The sequence below is a fragment of the Shinella sedimenti genome, from assembly GCF_022601905.1.
Classification (GTDB): Bacteria; Pseudomonadota; Alphaproteobacteria; order Rhizobiales; family Rhizobiaceae; genus Shinella; species Shinella sedimenti.
In genome coordinates this window covers 169,895-185,013 of sequence record NZ_JAKVIN010000004.1, presented here as the reverse complement: position 1 = coordinate 185,013, position 15,119 = coordinate 169,895, and the positions used below count along the sequence as shown (strand labels likewise).

General features: G+C 66.0%; 13 protein-coding genes. 4 read left to right on the top strand and 9 right to left on the bottom strand.

What is annotated here, in order from left to right; all coding sequences use genetic code 11:
* Positions 1-69: 69 nt before the first annotated feature.
* Entirely contained in the window at positions 70-3,861 is a 3,792-nt protein-coding gene (gene metH, locus MKI86_RS11085; RefSeq protein WP_241600958.1) for a methionine synthase, read from the top strand.
* A gap of 6 nt (positions 3,862-3,867) precedes the next feature.
* Here metH and MKI86_RS11080 read toward each other — a convergent pair whose 3' ends face one another.
* Positions 3,868-4,902: a YeiH family protein gene (locus MKI86_RS11080; RefSeq protein ID WP_241600957.1), complete on the bottom strand. Its 1,035-nt coding sequence runs from the start codon at positions 4,900-4,902 to the stop codon at positions 3,868-3,870.
* A 78-nt stretch (positions 4,903-4,980) separates the two neighbouring features.
* Between MKI86_RS11080 and MKI86_RS11075 the strand changes: the two genes are divergently transcribed.
* The gene (locus MKI86_RS11075) at positions 4,981-5,835 is read left to right on the top strand and encodes a LysR substrate-binding domain-containing protein (protein WP_241601203.1); all 855 of its coding nucleotides are present in this window, start codon (positions 4,981-4,983) and stop codon (positions 5,833-5,835) included.
* Here MKI86_RS11075 and cobM read toward each other — a convergent pair.
* Together cobM and cbiE are read right to left on the bottom strand one after the other, a co-directional pair.
* Entirely contained in the window at positions 5,832-6,593 is a 762-nt protein-coding gene (gene cobM / locus MKI86_RS11070) for a precorrin-4 C(11)-methyltransferase (RefSeq protein ID WP_241600956.1), read from the bottom strand. The two genes, MKI86_RS11075 and cobM, sit on opposite strands and share 4 nt — an antisense overlap.
* A 3-nt stretch (positions 6,594-6,596) precedes the next feature.
* Positions 6,597-7,862: a precorrin-6y C5,15-methyltransferase (decarboxylating) subunit CbiE gene (gene cbiE / locus MKI86_RS11065; RefSeq protein ID WP_370879949.1), complete on the bottom strand. Its 1,266-nt coding sequence runs from the start codon at positions 7,860-7,862 to the stop codon at positions 6,597-6,599.
* On the opposite strand from cbiE, the gene MKI86_RS11060 reads away from it, so the two are divergent.
* Positions 7,846-8,616, top strand: a complete 771-nt coding sequence (locus MKI86_RS11060; protein ID WP_241600954.1) for a cobalt-precorrin-6A reductase — start codon at positions 7,846-7,848, stop codon at positions 8,614-8,616. The two genes, cbiE and MKI86_RS11060, sit on opposite strands and share 17 nt — an antisense overlap.
* Here the strand turns inward: MKI86_RS11060 and MKI86_RS11055 are convergent.
* From MKI86_RS11055 to MKI86_RS11030, 6 genes are all read right to left on the bottom strand, one after another.
* Positions 8,580-9,344, bottom strand: a complete 765-nt coding sequence (locus MKI86_RS11055; RefSeq protein WP_241600953.1) for a precorrin-3B C(17)-methyltransferase — start codon at positions 9,342-9,344, stop codon at positions 8,580-8,582. The two genes, MKI86_RS11060 and MKI86_RS11055, sit on opposite strands and share 37 nt — an antisense overlap.
* Complete coding sequence (locus tag MKI86_RS11050; protein WP_241600952.1) at positions 9,341-10,075, bottom strand: precorrin-2 C(20)-methyltransferase; 735 nt, start codon at positions 10,073-10,075, stop codon at positions 9,341-9,343. Before MKI86_RS11050 ends, MKI86_RS11055 begins: the two co-directional genes overlap by 4 nt.
* Entirely contained in the window at positions 10,072-10,704 is a 633-nt protein-coding gene (locus tag MKI86_RS11045) for a precorrin-8X methylmutase (protein WP_241600951.1), read from the bottom strand. The genes MKI86_RS11050 and MKI86_RS11045 overlap by 4 nt, the downstream gene beginning before the upstream one ends.
* Complete coding sequence (cobG, locus tag MKI86_RS11040) at positions 10,701-12,056, bottom strand: precorrin-3B synthase (RefSeq protein ID WP_241600950.1); 1,356 nt, start codon at positions 12,054-12,056, stop codon at positions 10,701-10,703. Before cobG ends, MKI86_RS11045 begins: the two co-directional genes overlap by 4 nt.
* Positions 12,053-12,832 carry a precorrin-6A synthase (deacetylating) gene (cobF, locus tag MKI86_RS11035; RefSeq protein WP_241600949.1) on the bottom strand — a complete coding sequence of 260 codons (780 nt, stop codon included), beginning with the start codon at positions 12,830-12,832 and terminating at the stop codon, positions 12,053-12,055. The genes cobG and cobF overlap by 4 nt, the downstream gene beginning before the upstream one ends.
* 127 nt (positions 12,833-12,959) lie before the next feature.
* Positions 12,960-13,781 carry an AraC family transcriptional regulator gene (locus MKI86_RS11030; protein ID WP_241600948.1) on the bottom strand — a complete coding sequence of 274 codons (822 nt, stop codon included), beginning with the start codon at positions 13,779-13,781 and terminating at the stop codon, positions 12,960-12,962.
* Between the two features lie 108 nt (positions 13,782-13,889).
* Here MKI86_RS11030 and MKI86_RS11025 point away from each other — a divergent pair, with 108 nt between their 5' ends.
* Complete coding sequence (locus MKI86_RS11025; protein WP_241600947.1) at positions 13,890-15,092, top strand: MFS transporter; 1,203 nt, start codon at positions 13,890-13,892, stop codon at positions 15,090-15,092.
* The last annotated feature ends 27 nt before the right edge of the window (positions 15,093-15,119 follow it).

Below are 15,119 nucleotides of genomic sequence, written 5' to 3'. Positions count from 1 at the left end.
ACATATGTTGACATAAAGATATCTTTATGTGATCTCCGGTACTAAATGAAAGTACCGGAGGGTTCTCCCATGGCCAATTCCCACCTGGACGACCTGTTCGGCCCCGAGCAGCCGCCGCGCGACGGAAGCGAAGTCCTTGCTGCCCTCAAGGCTGCCGCCCGCGAACGCATTCTCGTGCTCGACGGCGCGATGGGCACGGAAATCCAGACGCTCAAGCTGATCGAAGATGATTTCCGCGGCGATCGCTTCGGCGACTGCGCCTGCCACCAGCAGGGCAACAACGACCTCCTGACGCTGACCCAGCCGGGCGCCATCGAGGACATCCATTACCGCTATGCGCTCGCCGGCGCCGATATCCTCGAGACAAACACGTTTTCCTCCACCACCATCGCCCAGGCCGATTACGGCATGGAGGACATGGTCTATGAGTTGAACCGCGACGGCGCCCGCCTTGCCCGCCGCGCGGGCCTGCGCGCCGAGCAGAAGGACGGCAAGCGCCGTTTCGTCGCCGGCGCGCTGGGGCCGACCAACCGTACAGCCTCGATCTCGCCCGACGTCAACAATCCCGGCTACCGCGCCGTGACCTTCGACGATCTGCGCATCGCCTATGCCGAGCAGGTGCGCGGCCTCATCGATGGCGGCGCCGACATCATCCTGATCGAGACGATCTTCGACACGCTGAACGCCAAGGCCGCGATCTTCGCCACCCGCGAGGTTTATGAGGAAAAGGGCATCCACCTGCCTGTCATGATATCGGGCACGATCACCGATCTTTCCGGCCGCACGCTCTCCGGCCAGACGCCGGAGGCCTTCTGGAACTCCGTGCGCCACGCCGATCCTTTCTCCATCGGCTTGAACTGCGCGCTCGGCGCCAATGCCATGCGCGCCCATCTCGCCGAGATTTCCGTCGTCGCGCAGACCTTCGTCTGCGCCTATCCCAATGCCGGCCTGCCCAACGCCTTCGGCCAGTATGACGAAAGCCCGGAGGAAATGGCCGCCCAGATCGAAGACTTCATGCGTGACGGGCTGGTCAACATCGTTGGCGGCTGCTGCGGCTCGACGCCGGACCATATCCGCGCCATTGCCGCTGCCGCCGCGCGCCATGCGCCCCGCGAAATCCCGGATATCCCGCGCCACATGCGGCTGTCCGGCCTCGAACCCTTTACGCTGACCGACGCCATCCCCTTCGTGAATGTCGGCGAGCGCACCAACGTCACCGGTTCGGCGAAATTCCGCAAGCTGATTACCGCCGGCGACTATGCCAGCGCCCTTGATGTTGCGCGCGATCAGGTCGCGAACGGTGCCCAGATCATCGACATCAACATGGACGAGGGCCTGATCGATTCCGCCCGCGCCATGACGGAATATGTAAACCTCATCGCCGCCGAGCCGGATATCGCCCGCGTTCCCCTGATGATCGACAGTTCGAAATGGGAGGTGATCGAGGCCGGCCTGAAATGCGTGCAGGGCAAGCCGCTGGTCAATTCCATCTCGCTGAAGGAAGGCGAAGAGGCCTTCCTGCACCACGCCAAGCTCGTGCGCGCCTATGGTGCGGCCGTCGTCGTGATGGCCTTCGACGAGACCGGGCAGGCCGATACCAAGGCACGCAAGGTGGAAATCTGCACGCGCGCCTACAGGCTGCTGACGGAGGTTGCCGGGCTCGCACCCGAGGATATCGTCTTCGACCCCAACATCTTCGCGGTGGCGACGGGCATCGAGGAACACGACAATTACGGCGTCGACTTCATCGAGGCGACCGCCGAGATCACCCGCACGCTGCCCCATGTTCATATCTCGGGCGGCGTCTCCAACCTCTCCTTCTCGTTCCGCGGCAACGAGCCGGTGCGCGAAGCGATGCACGCGGTCTTCCTCTACCACGCCATCCAGGCGGGCATGGATATGGGCATCGTGAACGCCGGCCAGCTCGCCGTCTACGACACGATCGAAGCCGATCTGCGCGAAGCCTGCGAGGATGTGGTGCTGAACCGTCAGCCGAAGGCCGGCGGCACCGCCACCGAGCGGCTGCTCGACATCGCCGAACGTTTCAAGGGCGCGGCCGGCAAGGAAGCCAAGGAGCGCGATCTCGCCTGGCGCGAATGGCCGGTCGAGAAGCGGCTGGAACATGCGCTGGTCAACGGCATCACCGAATTCGTCGAAGAAGATACCGAAGAGGCGCGCCAGAATGCCGAGCGCCCGCTGCATGTCATCGAGGGCCCGCTGATGGCCGGCATGAACGTTGTCGGCGACCTGTTCGGCGCAGGCAAGATGTTCCTGCCACAGGTCGTGAAGTCCGCCCGCGTGATGAAGCAGGCCGTCGCCGTGCTGCTGCCATACATGGAGGCCGAAAAACTGGCAAACGGCGGCAGCGGCGAGCGCCAGAGTGCCGGAAAAATCCTGATGGCAACCGTCAAGGGCGATGTGCACGACATCGGCAAGAACATCGTCGGCGTCGTGCTCGCCTGCAACAATTACGAGATCATCGATCTCGGCGTCATGGTGCCGGCGACGAAGATCCTCGAGACGGCAAAGGCCGAGAAGGTCGATATCATCGGCCTCTCCGGCCTGATCACCCCCTCGCTCGACGAGATGGTGCATGTCGCCGCCGAAATGGAGCGCGAGGGCTTCGACATCCCCCTCCTTATCGGCGGGGCGACGACGAGCCGCGTGCACACCGCCGTCAAGATCCACCCGCGCTACGACCGCGGCCAGACCGTCTACGTCACCGATGCCAGCCGCGCCGTCGGTGTCGTCGGCAGCCTGCTCTCGGCCGACATGAAGCCGGGTTACGTCGAGACGCTGAAGGCGGAGTACCGCAAGGTCGCAGACGCCCATGCACGCAACGAAGCCGAAAAGCAGCGCCTGCCGATCGGCAAGGCGCGCGACAACGCCTTCAGGACCGACTGGCCGGCCTACCAGCCAAAAACGCCCTCCTTCCTCGGTACGCGCGTCTGGCAGGATTGGGACCTGGCGGACCTCGCCCGCTACATCGACTGGACGCCGTTCTTCCAGACCTGGGAGCTGAAGGGCGTCTATCCGAAAATCCTCGACGACGAGAAGCAGGGCCCGGCCGCCCGTCAGCTGTTTGCGGATGCGCAGGCGATGCTGGAAAAGATCATCGCGGAAAAGTGGTTCACGCCGAAGGCCGTCGTCGGCTTCTGGCCGGCCGGCGCCGTGGGCGACGACATCAGGCTCTTCACGAACGAGGCGCGCGACGAGGAGCTCGCGACCTTCTTCACGCTGCGCCAGCAGCTTTCCAAGCGTGATGGCCGGCCGAACGTGGCGCTCTCCGATTTCGTCGCCCCCGTCGACAGCGGTAAGCCCGACTATCTCGGCGGCTTTGTCGTGACGGCCGGCATAGGTGAGATCGCCATTGCCGAGCGTTTCGAGCGGGCAAACGACGATTACAACTCGATCCTCGTCAAGGCGCTGGCCGACCGCTTTGCCGAGGCCTTCGCCGAGCGCATGCACGAGGTGGTGCGCAAGGAACTCTGGGGCTATGCGCCGGACGAGACCTTTGCGCCCACGGACCTCATCGGCGAGCCCTATGCGGGTATCCGCCCGGCGCCGGGCTATCCCGCCCAGCCGGACCACACCGAAAAGACGACGCTCTTCCGCCTTCTCGATGCGGAAAAGCAGATCGGTGTCGAGCTGACGGAAAGCTACGCCATGTGGCCAGGCTCCTCCGTCTCGGGCCTCTACATCGCGTCGCCCGAAAGCTACTATTTCGGCGTCGCCAAGGTAGAGCGCGACCAGGTGGAGGACTACGCCCGCCGCAAGGACATGGCGGTTTCCGAGGTGGAACGCTGGCTTGGTCCGGTGCTGAACTACGTGCCGGTGGCTGCCCGCGACAACGCGGCCTGACGCCGCTCAGGCCGTCGCGAGGTTCAGGAGAAGCACCATCACGTAGCTGGCAACAACCAGAACGGCGAGCGACAGGACGACCGCCGCCGTCACACGCGGGCCGGCGCGCATGACGCGCCGGAGATCGATGCCGAGCCCGAGTGCCGCCATAGACAGGATGGTCAACACGGTTGCGGCAAGACCCATGGCCTCTGCCAGCCCGGCATCGATGAAACCGAGGCTGCGGGCGGCCAGCATCGCCAGAAAACCCAGGATGAACCACGGCACCAGCCGGTGAACCACCAGCCGCCCGCCCATCGCCCTGCCCGCGACGAGCGACAACAGGAAAATGACGGGACCGAGCATCAGAACCCGCACGAGCTTGACGAAGGTGCCGATCTGGATGCTGAGCGCGGAAACCGGCGCCGTGGCGGCAAGAACCTGCGGCACGGCATAGACCGTCATGCCCGCCATCACGCCGTATCCGGTCGCCGACAGGCCGAGCAGCGGCACCAGCACGGGCAGCAGCAGCACCGTCACCATGCCGAGCACGGCGGTGAAGGCGATGGAGGAAGCGACCTCCTCCGCATCGGCCCGGATGACCGGCGCCGTCGCCGCGATGGCGGAGTTACCGCAGATCGAGTTGCCGCAGGCAACCAGCAGCGCCACACGTTTGGGCAGCCCCAGCCCGCGGCCGATTCCATAGCTCGCGATCAACGCCACGCCCACAACGGCCGCGATGGCACCGATCAGCATCCATCCCATGCCGGCAATCGCAGCGGCACTGACACTTGCGCCGAGCAGCACGATGGCCACTTCAAGAAAATACTTCGCCGTAAAGGCAATGCCGGGTTCGAAGACATCCGGCCGCCGCAGAAAAAGACGACCGACCGCGCCGATCAGAATCGCCAACACGAGCGCCTCGACCCAGGCTCCGCCCGTCAGCTGAAGTTCCACCCTCTCGGCAAGCACGGCAAGCGCCGACACGACGACCGACATCACCACGCCCGGCACGATCGTCTTTATTCCAATCCGCTGCCGTTTGTTGGGTTTATTTTCCATAGTTGAACGATGCGCTTGCGCAAGCGTTCGATCCATCGATAAATATTGCATGTTTCATTCGATTGGATCGAACAGATGATGACGCTGGAGCAGCTGCGCATTTTCGTCGCCGTAGCGGAGCGCGAACATCTCACGCAGGCCGCCGAGGCGCTGCATCTGACGCCCTCGGCCGTCAGCTCGGCGATCCGCGGGCTGGAAGAGCGTTATGGCATCGGGCTGTTTCACCGGACCGGTCGGCGCATCGAGCTGACCGATACCGGCCGCGCTTTTCTGCCGGAAGCGATCGACACGCTGGCGCGCGCCGAAAGCACGCAGCTTTTCCTGCGCGAGGTCGGCGAATTGAAGCGCGGCGCGCTCGCTTTGTCAGCCAGCCAGACGGTCGGCGGCTACTGGCTGCCGCCGATCCTGATGCGCTTCCACGCGACCTATCCGGCCATAGGCCTGCAGATCGGCAGCGGAAACACGCAGCAGGTGGCGGATGCGGTTCTCGACGGACGGGCGGAACTGGGCCTGATCGAAGGCGAAGTGGATCACCCGGCCCTCTCGCAACGTATCGTGGCGCGCGACCGGATGTTCATCGTCGCGCCGGCCGGTCATCCGCTGGCTGGCAAGGCCGTCGAGGCACAGGATCTGGAAAAGGCCCGCTGGGTGCTGCGCGAACCCGGCTCCGGCACACGCAGCGCATTCACCTCCGTAATCGACGAGGCAGCACTCGATATAGCGCTGTCGCTTCCGTCCAACGAGGCGGTGCGCGCCGCCGTTCTGGCCGGCGGGGTGCTGACGGCGGTGTCGGAGTTCGTCGTGCAGGACGATCTGAGGGCGGGACGGCTCGTGCGGATCGCCTTCGACCTGCCCGAGCGCGCTTTCCGTCTTCTGCGGCATAAAGAGCGCTATCGCTCCAAGGCCTCCCTCGCCTTCGAGGGCATGCTTTAATCCCCGCGGCCACGGAACCGGCGCTGGTAGGCCGGATCGTAGAGCGAACTTTCGCGGAAATCCTCCGCGCCGAGCGACCGGCCGACGAAGATGAGTGCCGTGCGTTCGATCGGTTCCTGCGCCACCTTGGCGGCGATGTCGGCAAGCGTGCCGCGCACCACGCGCTCATCCGGCCAGGAGGCCTTCACCACGATCGCCACCGGGCAATCGGCACCGTAGAGCGGCGTCAGTTCCGTCACCACCTGGTCGAGCGCGTGGATGGCAAGGTGAATGGCGAGTGTCGCGCCGGTCGCGCCGAAACCCTGCAACGTCTCGCGGTTCGGCATGGGCGATGCGCGGCCCGAAACGCGGGTGAGCACCAGGCTCTGGGCGACGGCGGGAATGGTGAGCTCGCGGCCGAGTGCAGCCGCAGCCGCCGCGAAGGACGGCACGCCGGGCGTCATCGTATAGGCAAGCCCGTGCTTCTCCAGCCGGCGGATCTGCTCGGCGACCGCGCTCCAGACGGAAAGGTCGCCGGAATGGAGCCGCGCCACGTCCTCACCGGCCTCCGCCGCCTTGAGATATTCCGCCTCGATCTCGTCCAGCGACATCGGTGCGGTATCGACGATGCGCGCGCCGGGCGGGCAGTATTGCAGCAGCTCCGGCGACACGATGGAGCCGGCATAGAGGCAAACAGGACATTTGCCGATGAGATCGCGGCCGCGCACGGTGATGAGGTCGGCGGCACCCGGTCCGGCGCCGATGAAGTGAACGGTCATGTCCTAGTCCTCGGATTGTTCGGCCGGTTTTACCCAGCGCCATTGCGTGACCGGCATGGCCGGCCGCCAGCCCGTCATCTGCCCGACGGGCGACGCGCGCGCGATATCGATGCGGATGAGCGATCCGCCGCGCCGGGCATGCTGCGCAAGCAGCACCGCCTCCATTTCCGTCGTCACCGCATTGGCGACAAGCCGCCCGCCCGGCTTCAGCCCTGCAATCGCCGCATCCATAACCACGGCCTCACTGCCGCCGCCGCCGATGAAAACGGCATCCGGCGCGGTGAGCCCGGCCAGCGCATCCGGCGCCATGCCTTCGACGACGGTAAGCCCCGGCACGCCGAATTTGCCGGCGTTGCGACGGATGCGGGCGGCGCGCTCGGCATGGCCTTCAATGGCGATGGCGCGGAGCGACGGATCGGCCAGCATCCATTCGATGCCGATCGAGCCCGATCCTGCGCCGATATCCCACAGAAGTTCACGCCGCCGCGGCGCCAGCGCCGACAACGTCAGCGCGCGAACCTCATGCTTGGTGATCTGCCCGTCATGCTCGAAGAGCGCGTCGTCCAGCCCGGGCGTATAAGGCAGAATGCGCGCATCGCGGGCTGCCACGATTTCGACTGCGCAGACATTGAGCATATCCGCGCCCGCGAGCGCGAACTGCCCGGCCATGTGATGGCTGACACGTTCGCGCGTCCCGCCAAGCGCCTCCAGAACCGTGAATGCCGATCCGCCAAAGCCGCTCCCGGCAAGGAGGGCGGCCAGCGCGGCCGGCCCGTCGCTGTCCGACGTCAGCGCCAGGATGCGTGCGCCCGGATGCAGATGGGGGCGAATGAGGTCGACGGGGCGGCCGTGCAGGGAAACGCACACCGTGTCCTGCAAGGCCCAGCCCATGCGCGAGGCCGCCAGGCTGAAGGCGGAAGGCGCGGGGAAGACCCGCATTTCCGCGCGCGGAATGCGGCGCGACAGCGTGACGCCGACGCCGTAGAAGAAGGGATCGCCTGAAGCGAGCACGACGACCGGGCGGCCGCGCGCGGCAAGCACGGCCTCGACCGACCGTTCGAACGGGCTGAGCCAGCTCTGCCGCTCGCCGCTGATGGCGCTGCCGGCGAGTTCCAGATGCCGCGCACCGCCGAAAACCACTGTCGCGGTCGAGATGGCGGCCTTGGCCTCGTCGCCCAGACCCGCTAGACCATCCTCGCCGATCCCGACGATGGAAAGCCACGGGGCGGCCGTCGAAAGGGTTGGATCAGGCGTGGACAAGAGACGCATCCTCATACTGGGTGGAACGGCCGAAGCCCGCGAGCTTGCGGCGCGCCTGGTAACACGCAACGATCTCACCGTGACGCTCTCGCTTGCCGGCCGCACGATCGATCCCGCCCGGCAGCCCGTACCGGTGCGCAGCGGTGGCTTCGGCGGCGTTGCCGGCCTCATCGACTATCTCAGCGCGAAGGCGATCGATCTCCTGATCGACGCCACGCATCCCTTCGCCCGGCAGATTTCCGCCAATGCCCACGCCGCAAGCCGCCAGACCGGCATTCCGCTGCTGCGTCTGGAGCGACGTGGCTGGGACGAAACGGATGGCGACCGCTGGACGCGTGTCGCCACGATGGCGGACGCTGTCACCGCGCTCGGAAAAGACCCCCGCCGCGTGTTCCTCGCCATTGGACGGCAGGAAGCCAAGGTTTTCGATACCGCGCCGCAGCACCGCTATCTCGTGCGCAGCGTCGATCCCGTCGATCCGCCGCTCGATGCGCCGCAGGTCGAATACCTGCTGGCCCGCGGTCCTTTCGCGGTGGAAGACGAGGTCGCTCTTCTTCGCGAACACCGGATCGAGGTGATCGTCAGCAAGAATTCCGGCGGCGAGGCCACCCACGGCAAGATCGTCGCCGCGCGCATTCTGGGCCTGCCCGTCGTGCTCGTGGAGCGGGCGGCGGGCGATGACGGGCATCGCGCCGGAACGGCCGAGGAAGCGGAGCGGCTGGCCGATCATCTGCTCTCGTCCCTGAGGAAACGCGGCGTATAGACGAGATCCGGCAGGCCGGGACGGGCGATGACGCGCGTCTCCGGCGAGCCGATGACCACGCAGGTCGCCATGTCGGCGCGATCGGCCTCGGCTTCCCCCAGCGGCATGACCAGCATGCGCTCGTCGGGACGGCCGGCCGCACGGCCGAAGACGACGGGCGTTTCGGCCGGCAGCGTCTCGCGCAGGATTTCGAAGGCCTTGCCCAGCTGCCACGGCCGCGCCTTGCTGATCGGATTGTAGAGCGCGATGACGAGGCCCGCCTCACTGACCAGCCTGAGCCGCTTCTCGATAATCTCCCACGGCTTGAGATTGTCGGACAGCGAGATCGCACAGAAATCATGCCCGAGCGGCGCGCCGATGCGGGCGGCGACCGCCAGCATGGCCGTGACGCCGGGAACGACGACGAGGTCGACCGTCTTCCATTCCGCCGGCCCGGCATCGATCGCCTCGCAGACCGCCGCCGCCATGGCGAAGACGCCGGGATCGCCGCCGGAGACGACGCAGACATTCACGCCGTCGGCTGCCCGCATGAGCGCCGCCTGCGCGCGGTTCAGCTCCTCGCGGTTGTCGGACGCGACCTTGATCTGGTCCGGCCTGAGGTTCAGGCGGTCGATATACGGAAAATAACCGAAGAATTCACTGGAGGCCTCCACCGCTCGCAGCGCTTCCGGCGTCATCTGGTCGGGATTGCCAGGCCCCGTGCCGATCACGAAGAGCTTGCCTGTCATGCCCGGCCGCCCCAGCCGGGCACGAGCACCAGCGAAAAATAGGGCGCGGTGTCGTCGAGTTTTTCCGAAAGGCGAATGGACATGCTCGACGGCGTGGTGCCGCGCTCGACGTAGACGGCCTCGGCGAGGCGTCCGGCACTCGCCAGCGCGCGGCGGATTTTTGGGAGGTTGCGGCCGACCTTCATGATGACGGCGGCCTGCGTATCGACCAGCCGGCGCTCCAGCTCGCCCTCCGCCATCGTGCCCGGCAGAACGGACAGCACGTCGTCGCCCTGCACGATCGGCAGGCCGGACAGCGACCAGCAGCCGGACATGGCCGTGATGCCGGGAATGACCTCCGTCGGGAAACGATGGGCCAGCCGCACATGCAGATGCATGTAGGAGCCGTAGAACATCGGGTCACCCTCCGAGAGGATCGCGACCGTGCGGCCCGCCGCAAGATGCGTCGCCACCGCTTCGGCCGATGCATCGTAGAACCCGGTGATCTGGCCCTTGTAGTCGTCGTGGTCCTTGTGGATTTCCGTCGTCACGGGATAGTAGAGCGGCAGCTCCGTCATGCCCGGCTTCAGCATCCCCTCGACGATGGCGCGCCCGTTGCCGGACCGGCCGGCCTTGGCGAAATAGGCGAGAACATCCGCCTCGCCGATCGCCCGCACCGCTTTCAGCGTCAGCAGTTCCGGGTCACCCGGTCCCGTGCCCACGCCATACAGTCGTCCGGTCATGGTGCTCATAGGCCCGGCCTCGCCAGCGAATTGAGGGCGGCGGCCGTCATTGCGCTGCCGCCGAGGCGACCGCGCACGATTGCGAAGGGCACGCCGTAGGAGTTTTCAGCAAGCGCATCCTTCGATTCCGCCGCGCCGACGAAGCCGACCGGCATGCCGAGAATGGCCGCCGGCTTCGGCGCGCCGTCGCGCAGCAGTTCCAGCAGGTAGAACAGCGCCGTGGGCGCATTGCCGATGGCAACGACCGAGCCGGCCATGCGCTCCAGCCAGAGCCGTATGGCGGCGGCCGAGCGCGTGTTGCCGGTCTCGCTTGCCAGTTCGGGCGTGCGCGGATCGCGAAGGGTGCAGATGACGTCGTTGCCGGCCGGCAGGCGGGCGGCGGTCACGCCGCGCGCCACCATTTCGGCATCGCAGAAGATCGGGGCGCCGGCCTGAAGGGCGGCCCGTGCGGAAGACACGAAATCCGGCGAAAAGACGAAATGCTGCGCCGCCTCGACGAGGCCGGCGGCATGGATCATGCGCACCGCGACATCGGCCTCCACCTCGGAAAAGCGTGCAAGATCAGCCTCCGAACGGATGATCGCAAAGGATTTCTCATAGATGGCCGTGCCATCCTTGATGTAGTCATACTCAGTCATTGGTGGCCTTGATATGCGGAAACGATAGTATCGGGCGCCGTGCGATCGAGAAGGCTTTTCGCCGTCTCGCTTTCGGCACGGCGATTGCGCAACAGGGCGCCGAGACGCTGGATCGCCGGCACGAAGCCGTCAGCGGGAACGGTTGCCAGCGCCGGATCGGATGCCTTGCCGTTGAGGACAAGGCCGACGCCATCGGCCGTGCCGCACAGCGTGACGGCAGCGCGCGCCGGATGAGCGCAACCCTTGGGGCAGCCGGAAATATGGATATCGACGGAGCCATCGAGCAGGCCGGCGGCGTGGGCCACCACGGCATCGGCAGCGGCATGTGTATCGAAGCTTGCGGATGCGCAGCCCGCAGCTCCGGCGCAGATCGAGACGGAACGCCCCGGCGCCTTGTCCGTGCACCAGAAGCCTTCGCGCTCGGCTGCCCCTTGTGCGGCGGACAGCCCTTCTTCCGAAAGCCCGCACACCAGAAGCGTGCGGTGCGTCGCAAGACGAAATTCCATGGCGCCGCAGGCCGACAGGCTTTGGACAAGAGCTGCGAGGCGATCCGCATGCACCTGCCCATAGGCGGGCGCGACACCCAGAACCAGACGACTGCCGATATGGTGTTTGCCGACCGGATGCCGCGGGCCGGATTTGAACCAGGAAATCGCCTCCTGCCCGTTGTCCCCCTCGGAAAGATTGGCGCTCAGGGTCGGCACGTCCAGATCGCGGCCACGGGTCGCCGGACCGGCGGCAGCCAGCGCCGAAACGACGGCCATCGTGCCGTCGACAACGGCATCCGAAGGCAGAAGAGCAACAGAACGCGCCGTTTCGCGATCACCGCCGATGGCCAGACGCCAGAGGGCGCCTTCATTTGTCTCGATAGCGTCGAGCCGGATATCGGCGACCATATCGGAAAGCGACAGCACGCCGCCGCCATCCACGACGATGGCAAGCTTGGGCGCAAGTGTGAGCGCAGCAGCCGCGATAGCGTTGCGCAAGGCATCCGCTATCGGCGTGGCATCGGCGATTTCGGACGGGTCCACGCCGGAAAGCGGCGGGATCTCGATGGCGACGCCGGTTCGGGTCTCGATACCGGCGGCGGCAAGGTCGGCGGCAAGGCGCGGCACCGATGCATCGATGAGGCCGCGCAATTGGATATTGCCCCGTGCCGTGATTTCGATAAGCCCGTTGCCATGCCGGCGGGCAATGTCCGCAAGCGCAAGAAGGTCCTGCGCGCTCAGCGCCGCTGAGACCGGGCGAAGGCGTACCAGAAGGCCGTCGCCGGTCTGCATGGGCGCGGTAATCGAGGGGCATGCACCGCGGCGCAGCGTATTGGTGTCGATGCGGTGGGACGCGACCGTCATACTGCGTCCTCCCCGGCATCGGTGACCGGCCGGCGGATCAGGTAGGTATCCATGATCCAGCCGTGTTCGGCACGCGCCCTGGTCCTAGTCTGCGTGATCGTCTCGGCCATGTCGGCGAGCCGGCCTGACAGCAGGATCTCGTGCGGCGTGCCGAGATAGGCGCCCCACCAGATTTCCGCCTCGGGGTCATTCACCGTGTTGAAGGCCTGCACGCCATCCAGCATGACGAGCGCATCGCGCGTCGCCGCCGGCCAACCCTCCGCCAGACGGCGGCCGGTGGTGATCTCGACGGGCAGGCCGATGCGGTTGAGCGCGATGCCGTGGCCGGCACAGAGCGCCTGCACGCTGGTGATGCCCGGAATGACCTCCATCTCGAAGGCGACGCGGCCGGCGGCGCGCACATGATCGACAATGCGCAGCGTGCTGTCGTAAAGCATCGGATCGCCCCAGACGAGCAGGCCAAGGGTCTCATCGTCGCCGAGTTCGTTCAGGAGGGTGCGCTCGTAGATGGCGGCGATGGCATGATGCCAGTCGCGCACGCCGTCTTCATAGGCGCCGTCGGCATTGCGCACCGGTACGGCATAATCCAGGATGCGGCAGGCGGAATTGGTCAGGAAACGCGCGCAGATGTCGCGGCGCGCATCGGCCAGGAAGGCCTTCTCATCTCCCTTCAGCGGGATGAGCAACACATCTGCCCGGTTCAGCGCATTGATGGCCTGAATGGTCATGTGCTCGGGGTTGCCCGCGCCGATGCCGATGACCGATATCTTTTTCATTCACCGTCCCCCGTGCGGCCAGCGCTCCCGGTTTGCGGCCCGGTTTGGGTCCCGCAGCCCTTCCTAATCCCAAAAGCCCGCGGAAAACAGCCCCCCGATCACGTCCTTTGTCAGTCTTTTTGAGACGCTAGGCCGCCTCGCGGCTCGTCAGATAGGCGCGGGGCGCGGCCCCCAGCATGCGCCTGAACATGGTGGTGAAGGCCGGCACGCTTTCATAGCCTGCATCGAGCGCCACCCGAGTTACCGGCTCGCCGGCGGCAAGGCGCGGCAGGCAGGCAAAAAGGCAGGCCTGCTGGCGCCAGGTCACGAAGCTTATGCCCATCTCCTGCCGGAAGAAGCGCGTGAAAGTGCGCCGGCTCATGTTGAGACGACGCGCCCAGTCGTCGATCTTGGCAGCGGGCGAGGGCTGCGTGACGAAATCGCGGCAAAGTCCGGCAAGCCGGCCGCTCGCCGGAAAGGGCAGGCCAAGCCGGCGTTCCTGAAGGCGCCCGATCTCATCGACCAGCAAGGCCATCACCAGTTCGCCCCGCCTGCGATCTTCCGCCACCGCCCCCTTGCGCAACGCTTCGGCGATGAGCTGGCGGGCAAGATCGGTCACCTCCAGTACGACGGGTTCGCGCGCCGCCGCGCGGCCCTCCGGCGAGTAGATGTAGACCGAGCGCATGCTGACATCCGAATACATCTCGACGGAATGCTCCAGCCCGCGCGGGATGAGCAGCGCATGGCCCGGCGGGATCATCCAGCGGCCGCGATCCGTCGCAACCAGCACGACACCCGAGAAGACGCACAGGAACTGCGTGCGGCGATGATGATGCGGCGGAACCGTGTAGCCGCCCGGAACATCGGTGCTGTGCACCAGAACGTCCTCGTTCGACTGCTCCATGCGGGCAAGGTTGCGAACATGTTCTTCATGCAGCGTCTTGAGACGGGATTCCGTGAGTTTTTCCATCTTTGGCCCAATCGCGTAAGAAATGGACCTCAGCACGAAAGCAGGCCGCAGGCAATACTTGTAATTCAGCAAGAAAAAGCCTGTCCGGGTCGAAACTTCGAGGAAAAAATGTCGACTGTCGTCCCCGCGGCGCCCCGCAGCGTCGCCACCACGTCCTATTCCATCATCATTGCCGTCAGCGCCTGCCACATGCTGAACGACATCATGCAGTCGCTCCTTACGTCGCTCTACCCGCTCCTGAAGGCGAACTATGCGCTCGACTTCATGCAGATCGGCCTTCTCACGCTCGCCTTCCAGGTCACCGCCTCGCTCCTGCAGCCGGCCGTCGGAATCGTGACGGACCGCTGGCCGATGCCGTTCTCGCTGCCGGTCGGCATGGGCAGCACCTTCTGCGGCCTGATCATGCTGGCCTATGCGCATTCCTTCCCCGTGCTGGTCTTCGGCGCCTGCCTGATCGGGCTCGGTTCCGCGATCTTCCATCCGGAATCCTCGCGTGTCGCGCGCCTCGCATCGGGCGGTCGCCACGGATTGGCGCAGTCGATGTTCCAGGTCGGCGGCAATGCCGGCACGGCACTGGGCCCGTTGCTCGCCGCCTTCATCGTGCTGCCCTTCGGCCAGTCCAGCGTTGCGTGGTTCTCGGTCGTCGCCCTGCTCGGCATGGCGATCCTGACCTGGGTCGGCAACTGGTACGCCGGGGAGCGCCGCCTTGCGGCGGGCCGTCCTGCCGCCAGCCGCGAACTGCCGCTGCCGCGCGGACGCGTCGCCTGGGCGCTTGCCGTCCTCGTGCTGCTGACCACCACGAAGAACGCCTATCTCGCCAGCATTTCGAGCTACTTCACCTTCTACACGATCGGCCGTTTCGGTCTCGACGTGCAGCAGGCGCAGCTGATGCTGTTCCTGTTCCTCGGTGCCTCTGCGCTGGGCGTCTTCATGGGCGGGCCGATCGGCGACCGCTTCGGCACGCGCTTCGTGATCTGGTTCTCGATCCTCGGCGTCATCCCTTTCGCGCTGATGCTGCCCTATGCCAATCTGTTCTGGACGGGCGCGCTGACGGTGCTGATCGGCCTGATCTTCTCCTCGGCCTTCTCGAACATCGTCGTCTTCGCGCAGGAACTGGTGCCGGGCCGGGTCGGCATGATCGCCGGCATCTTCTTCGGCTTCGCCTTCGGCGCGGGCGGCCTGGGTGCGGCCCTGCTCGGCGGCGTCGCCGACAGCCACGGCATCAACTTCGTCTACCAGATCTGCTCGTATCTGCCGCTTCTCGGCATCCTGACGATCTTCCTGCCGCGCCTTCCGGCAAAGCAGCACTGAGGCCAGCTCAAGAATGCAAAACGCCCG

Bases quoted from the DNA above. Each gene is read 5' to 3' on its own strand.
- MKI86_RS11045 (WP_241600951.1), bottom strand. From the start codon at position 10,704: ATGACTGAGTATGACTACATCAAGGATGGCACGGCCATCTATGAGAAA.
- MKI86_RS11025 (WP_241600947.1), top strand. From the start codon at position 13,890: ATGTCGACTGTCGTCCCCGCGGCGCCCCGCAGCGTCGCCACCACGTCC.
- MKI86_RS11075 (WP_241601203.1), top strand. From the start codon at position 4,981: ATGACGCTGGAGCAGCTGCGCATTTTCGTCGCCGTAGCGGAGCGCGAA.
- cobG (WP_241600950.1), bottom strand. From the start codon at position 12,056: ATGACGGTCGCGTCCCACCGCATCGACACCAATACGCTGCGCCGCGGT.
- cbiE (WP_370879949.1), bottom strand. From the start codon at position 7,862: ATGCGTCTCTTGTCCACGCCTGATCCAACCCTTTCGACGGCCGCCCCG.
- MKI86_RS11050 (WP_241600952.1), bottom strand. From the start codon at position 10,075: ATGAGCACCATGACCGGACGACTGTATGGCGTGGGCACGGGACCGGGT.
- cobF (WP_241600949.1), bottom strand. From the start codon at position 12,832: ATGAAAAAGATATCGGTCATCGGCATCGGCGCGGGCAACCCCGAGCAC.
- MKI86_RS11055 (WP_241600953.1), bottom strand. From the start codon at position 9,344: ATGACAGGCAAGCTCTTCGTGATCGGCACGGGGCCTGGCAATCCCGAC.
- MKI86_RS11080 (WP_241600957.1), bottom strand. From the start codon at position 4,902: ATGGAAAATAAACCCAACAAACGGCAGCGGATTGGAATAAAGACGATC.
- cobM (WP_241600956.1), bottom strand. From the start codon at position 6,593: ATGACCGTTCACTTCATCGGCGCCGGACCGGGTGCCGCCGACCTCATC.
- MKI86_RS11030 (WP_241600948.1), bottom strand. From the start codon at position 13,781: ATGGAAAAACTCACGGAATCCCGTCTCAAGACGCTGCATGAAGAACAT.
- metH (WP_241600958.1), top strand. From the start codon at position 70: ATGGCCAATTCCCACCTGGACGACCTGTTCGGCCCCGAGCAGCCGCCG.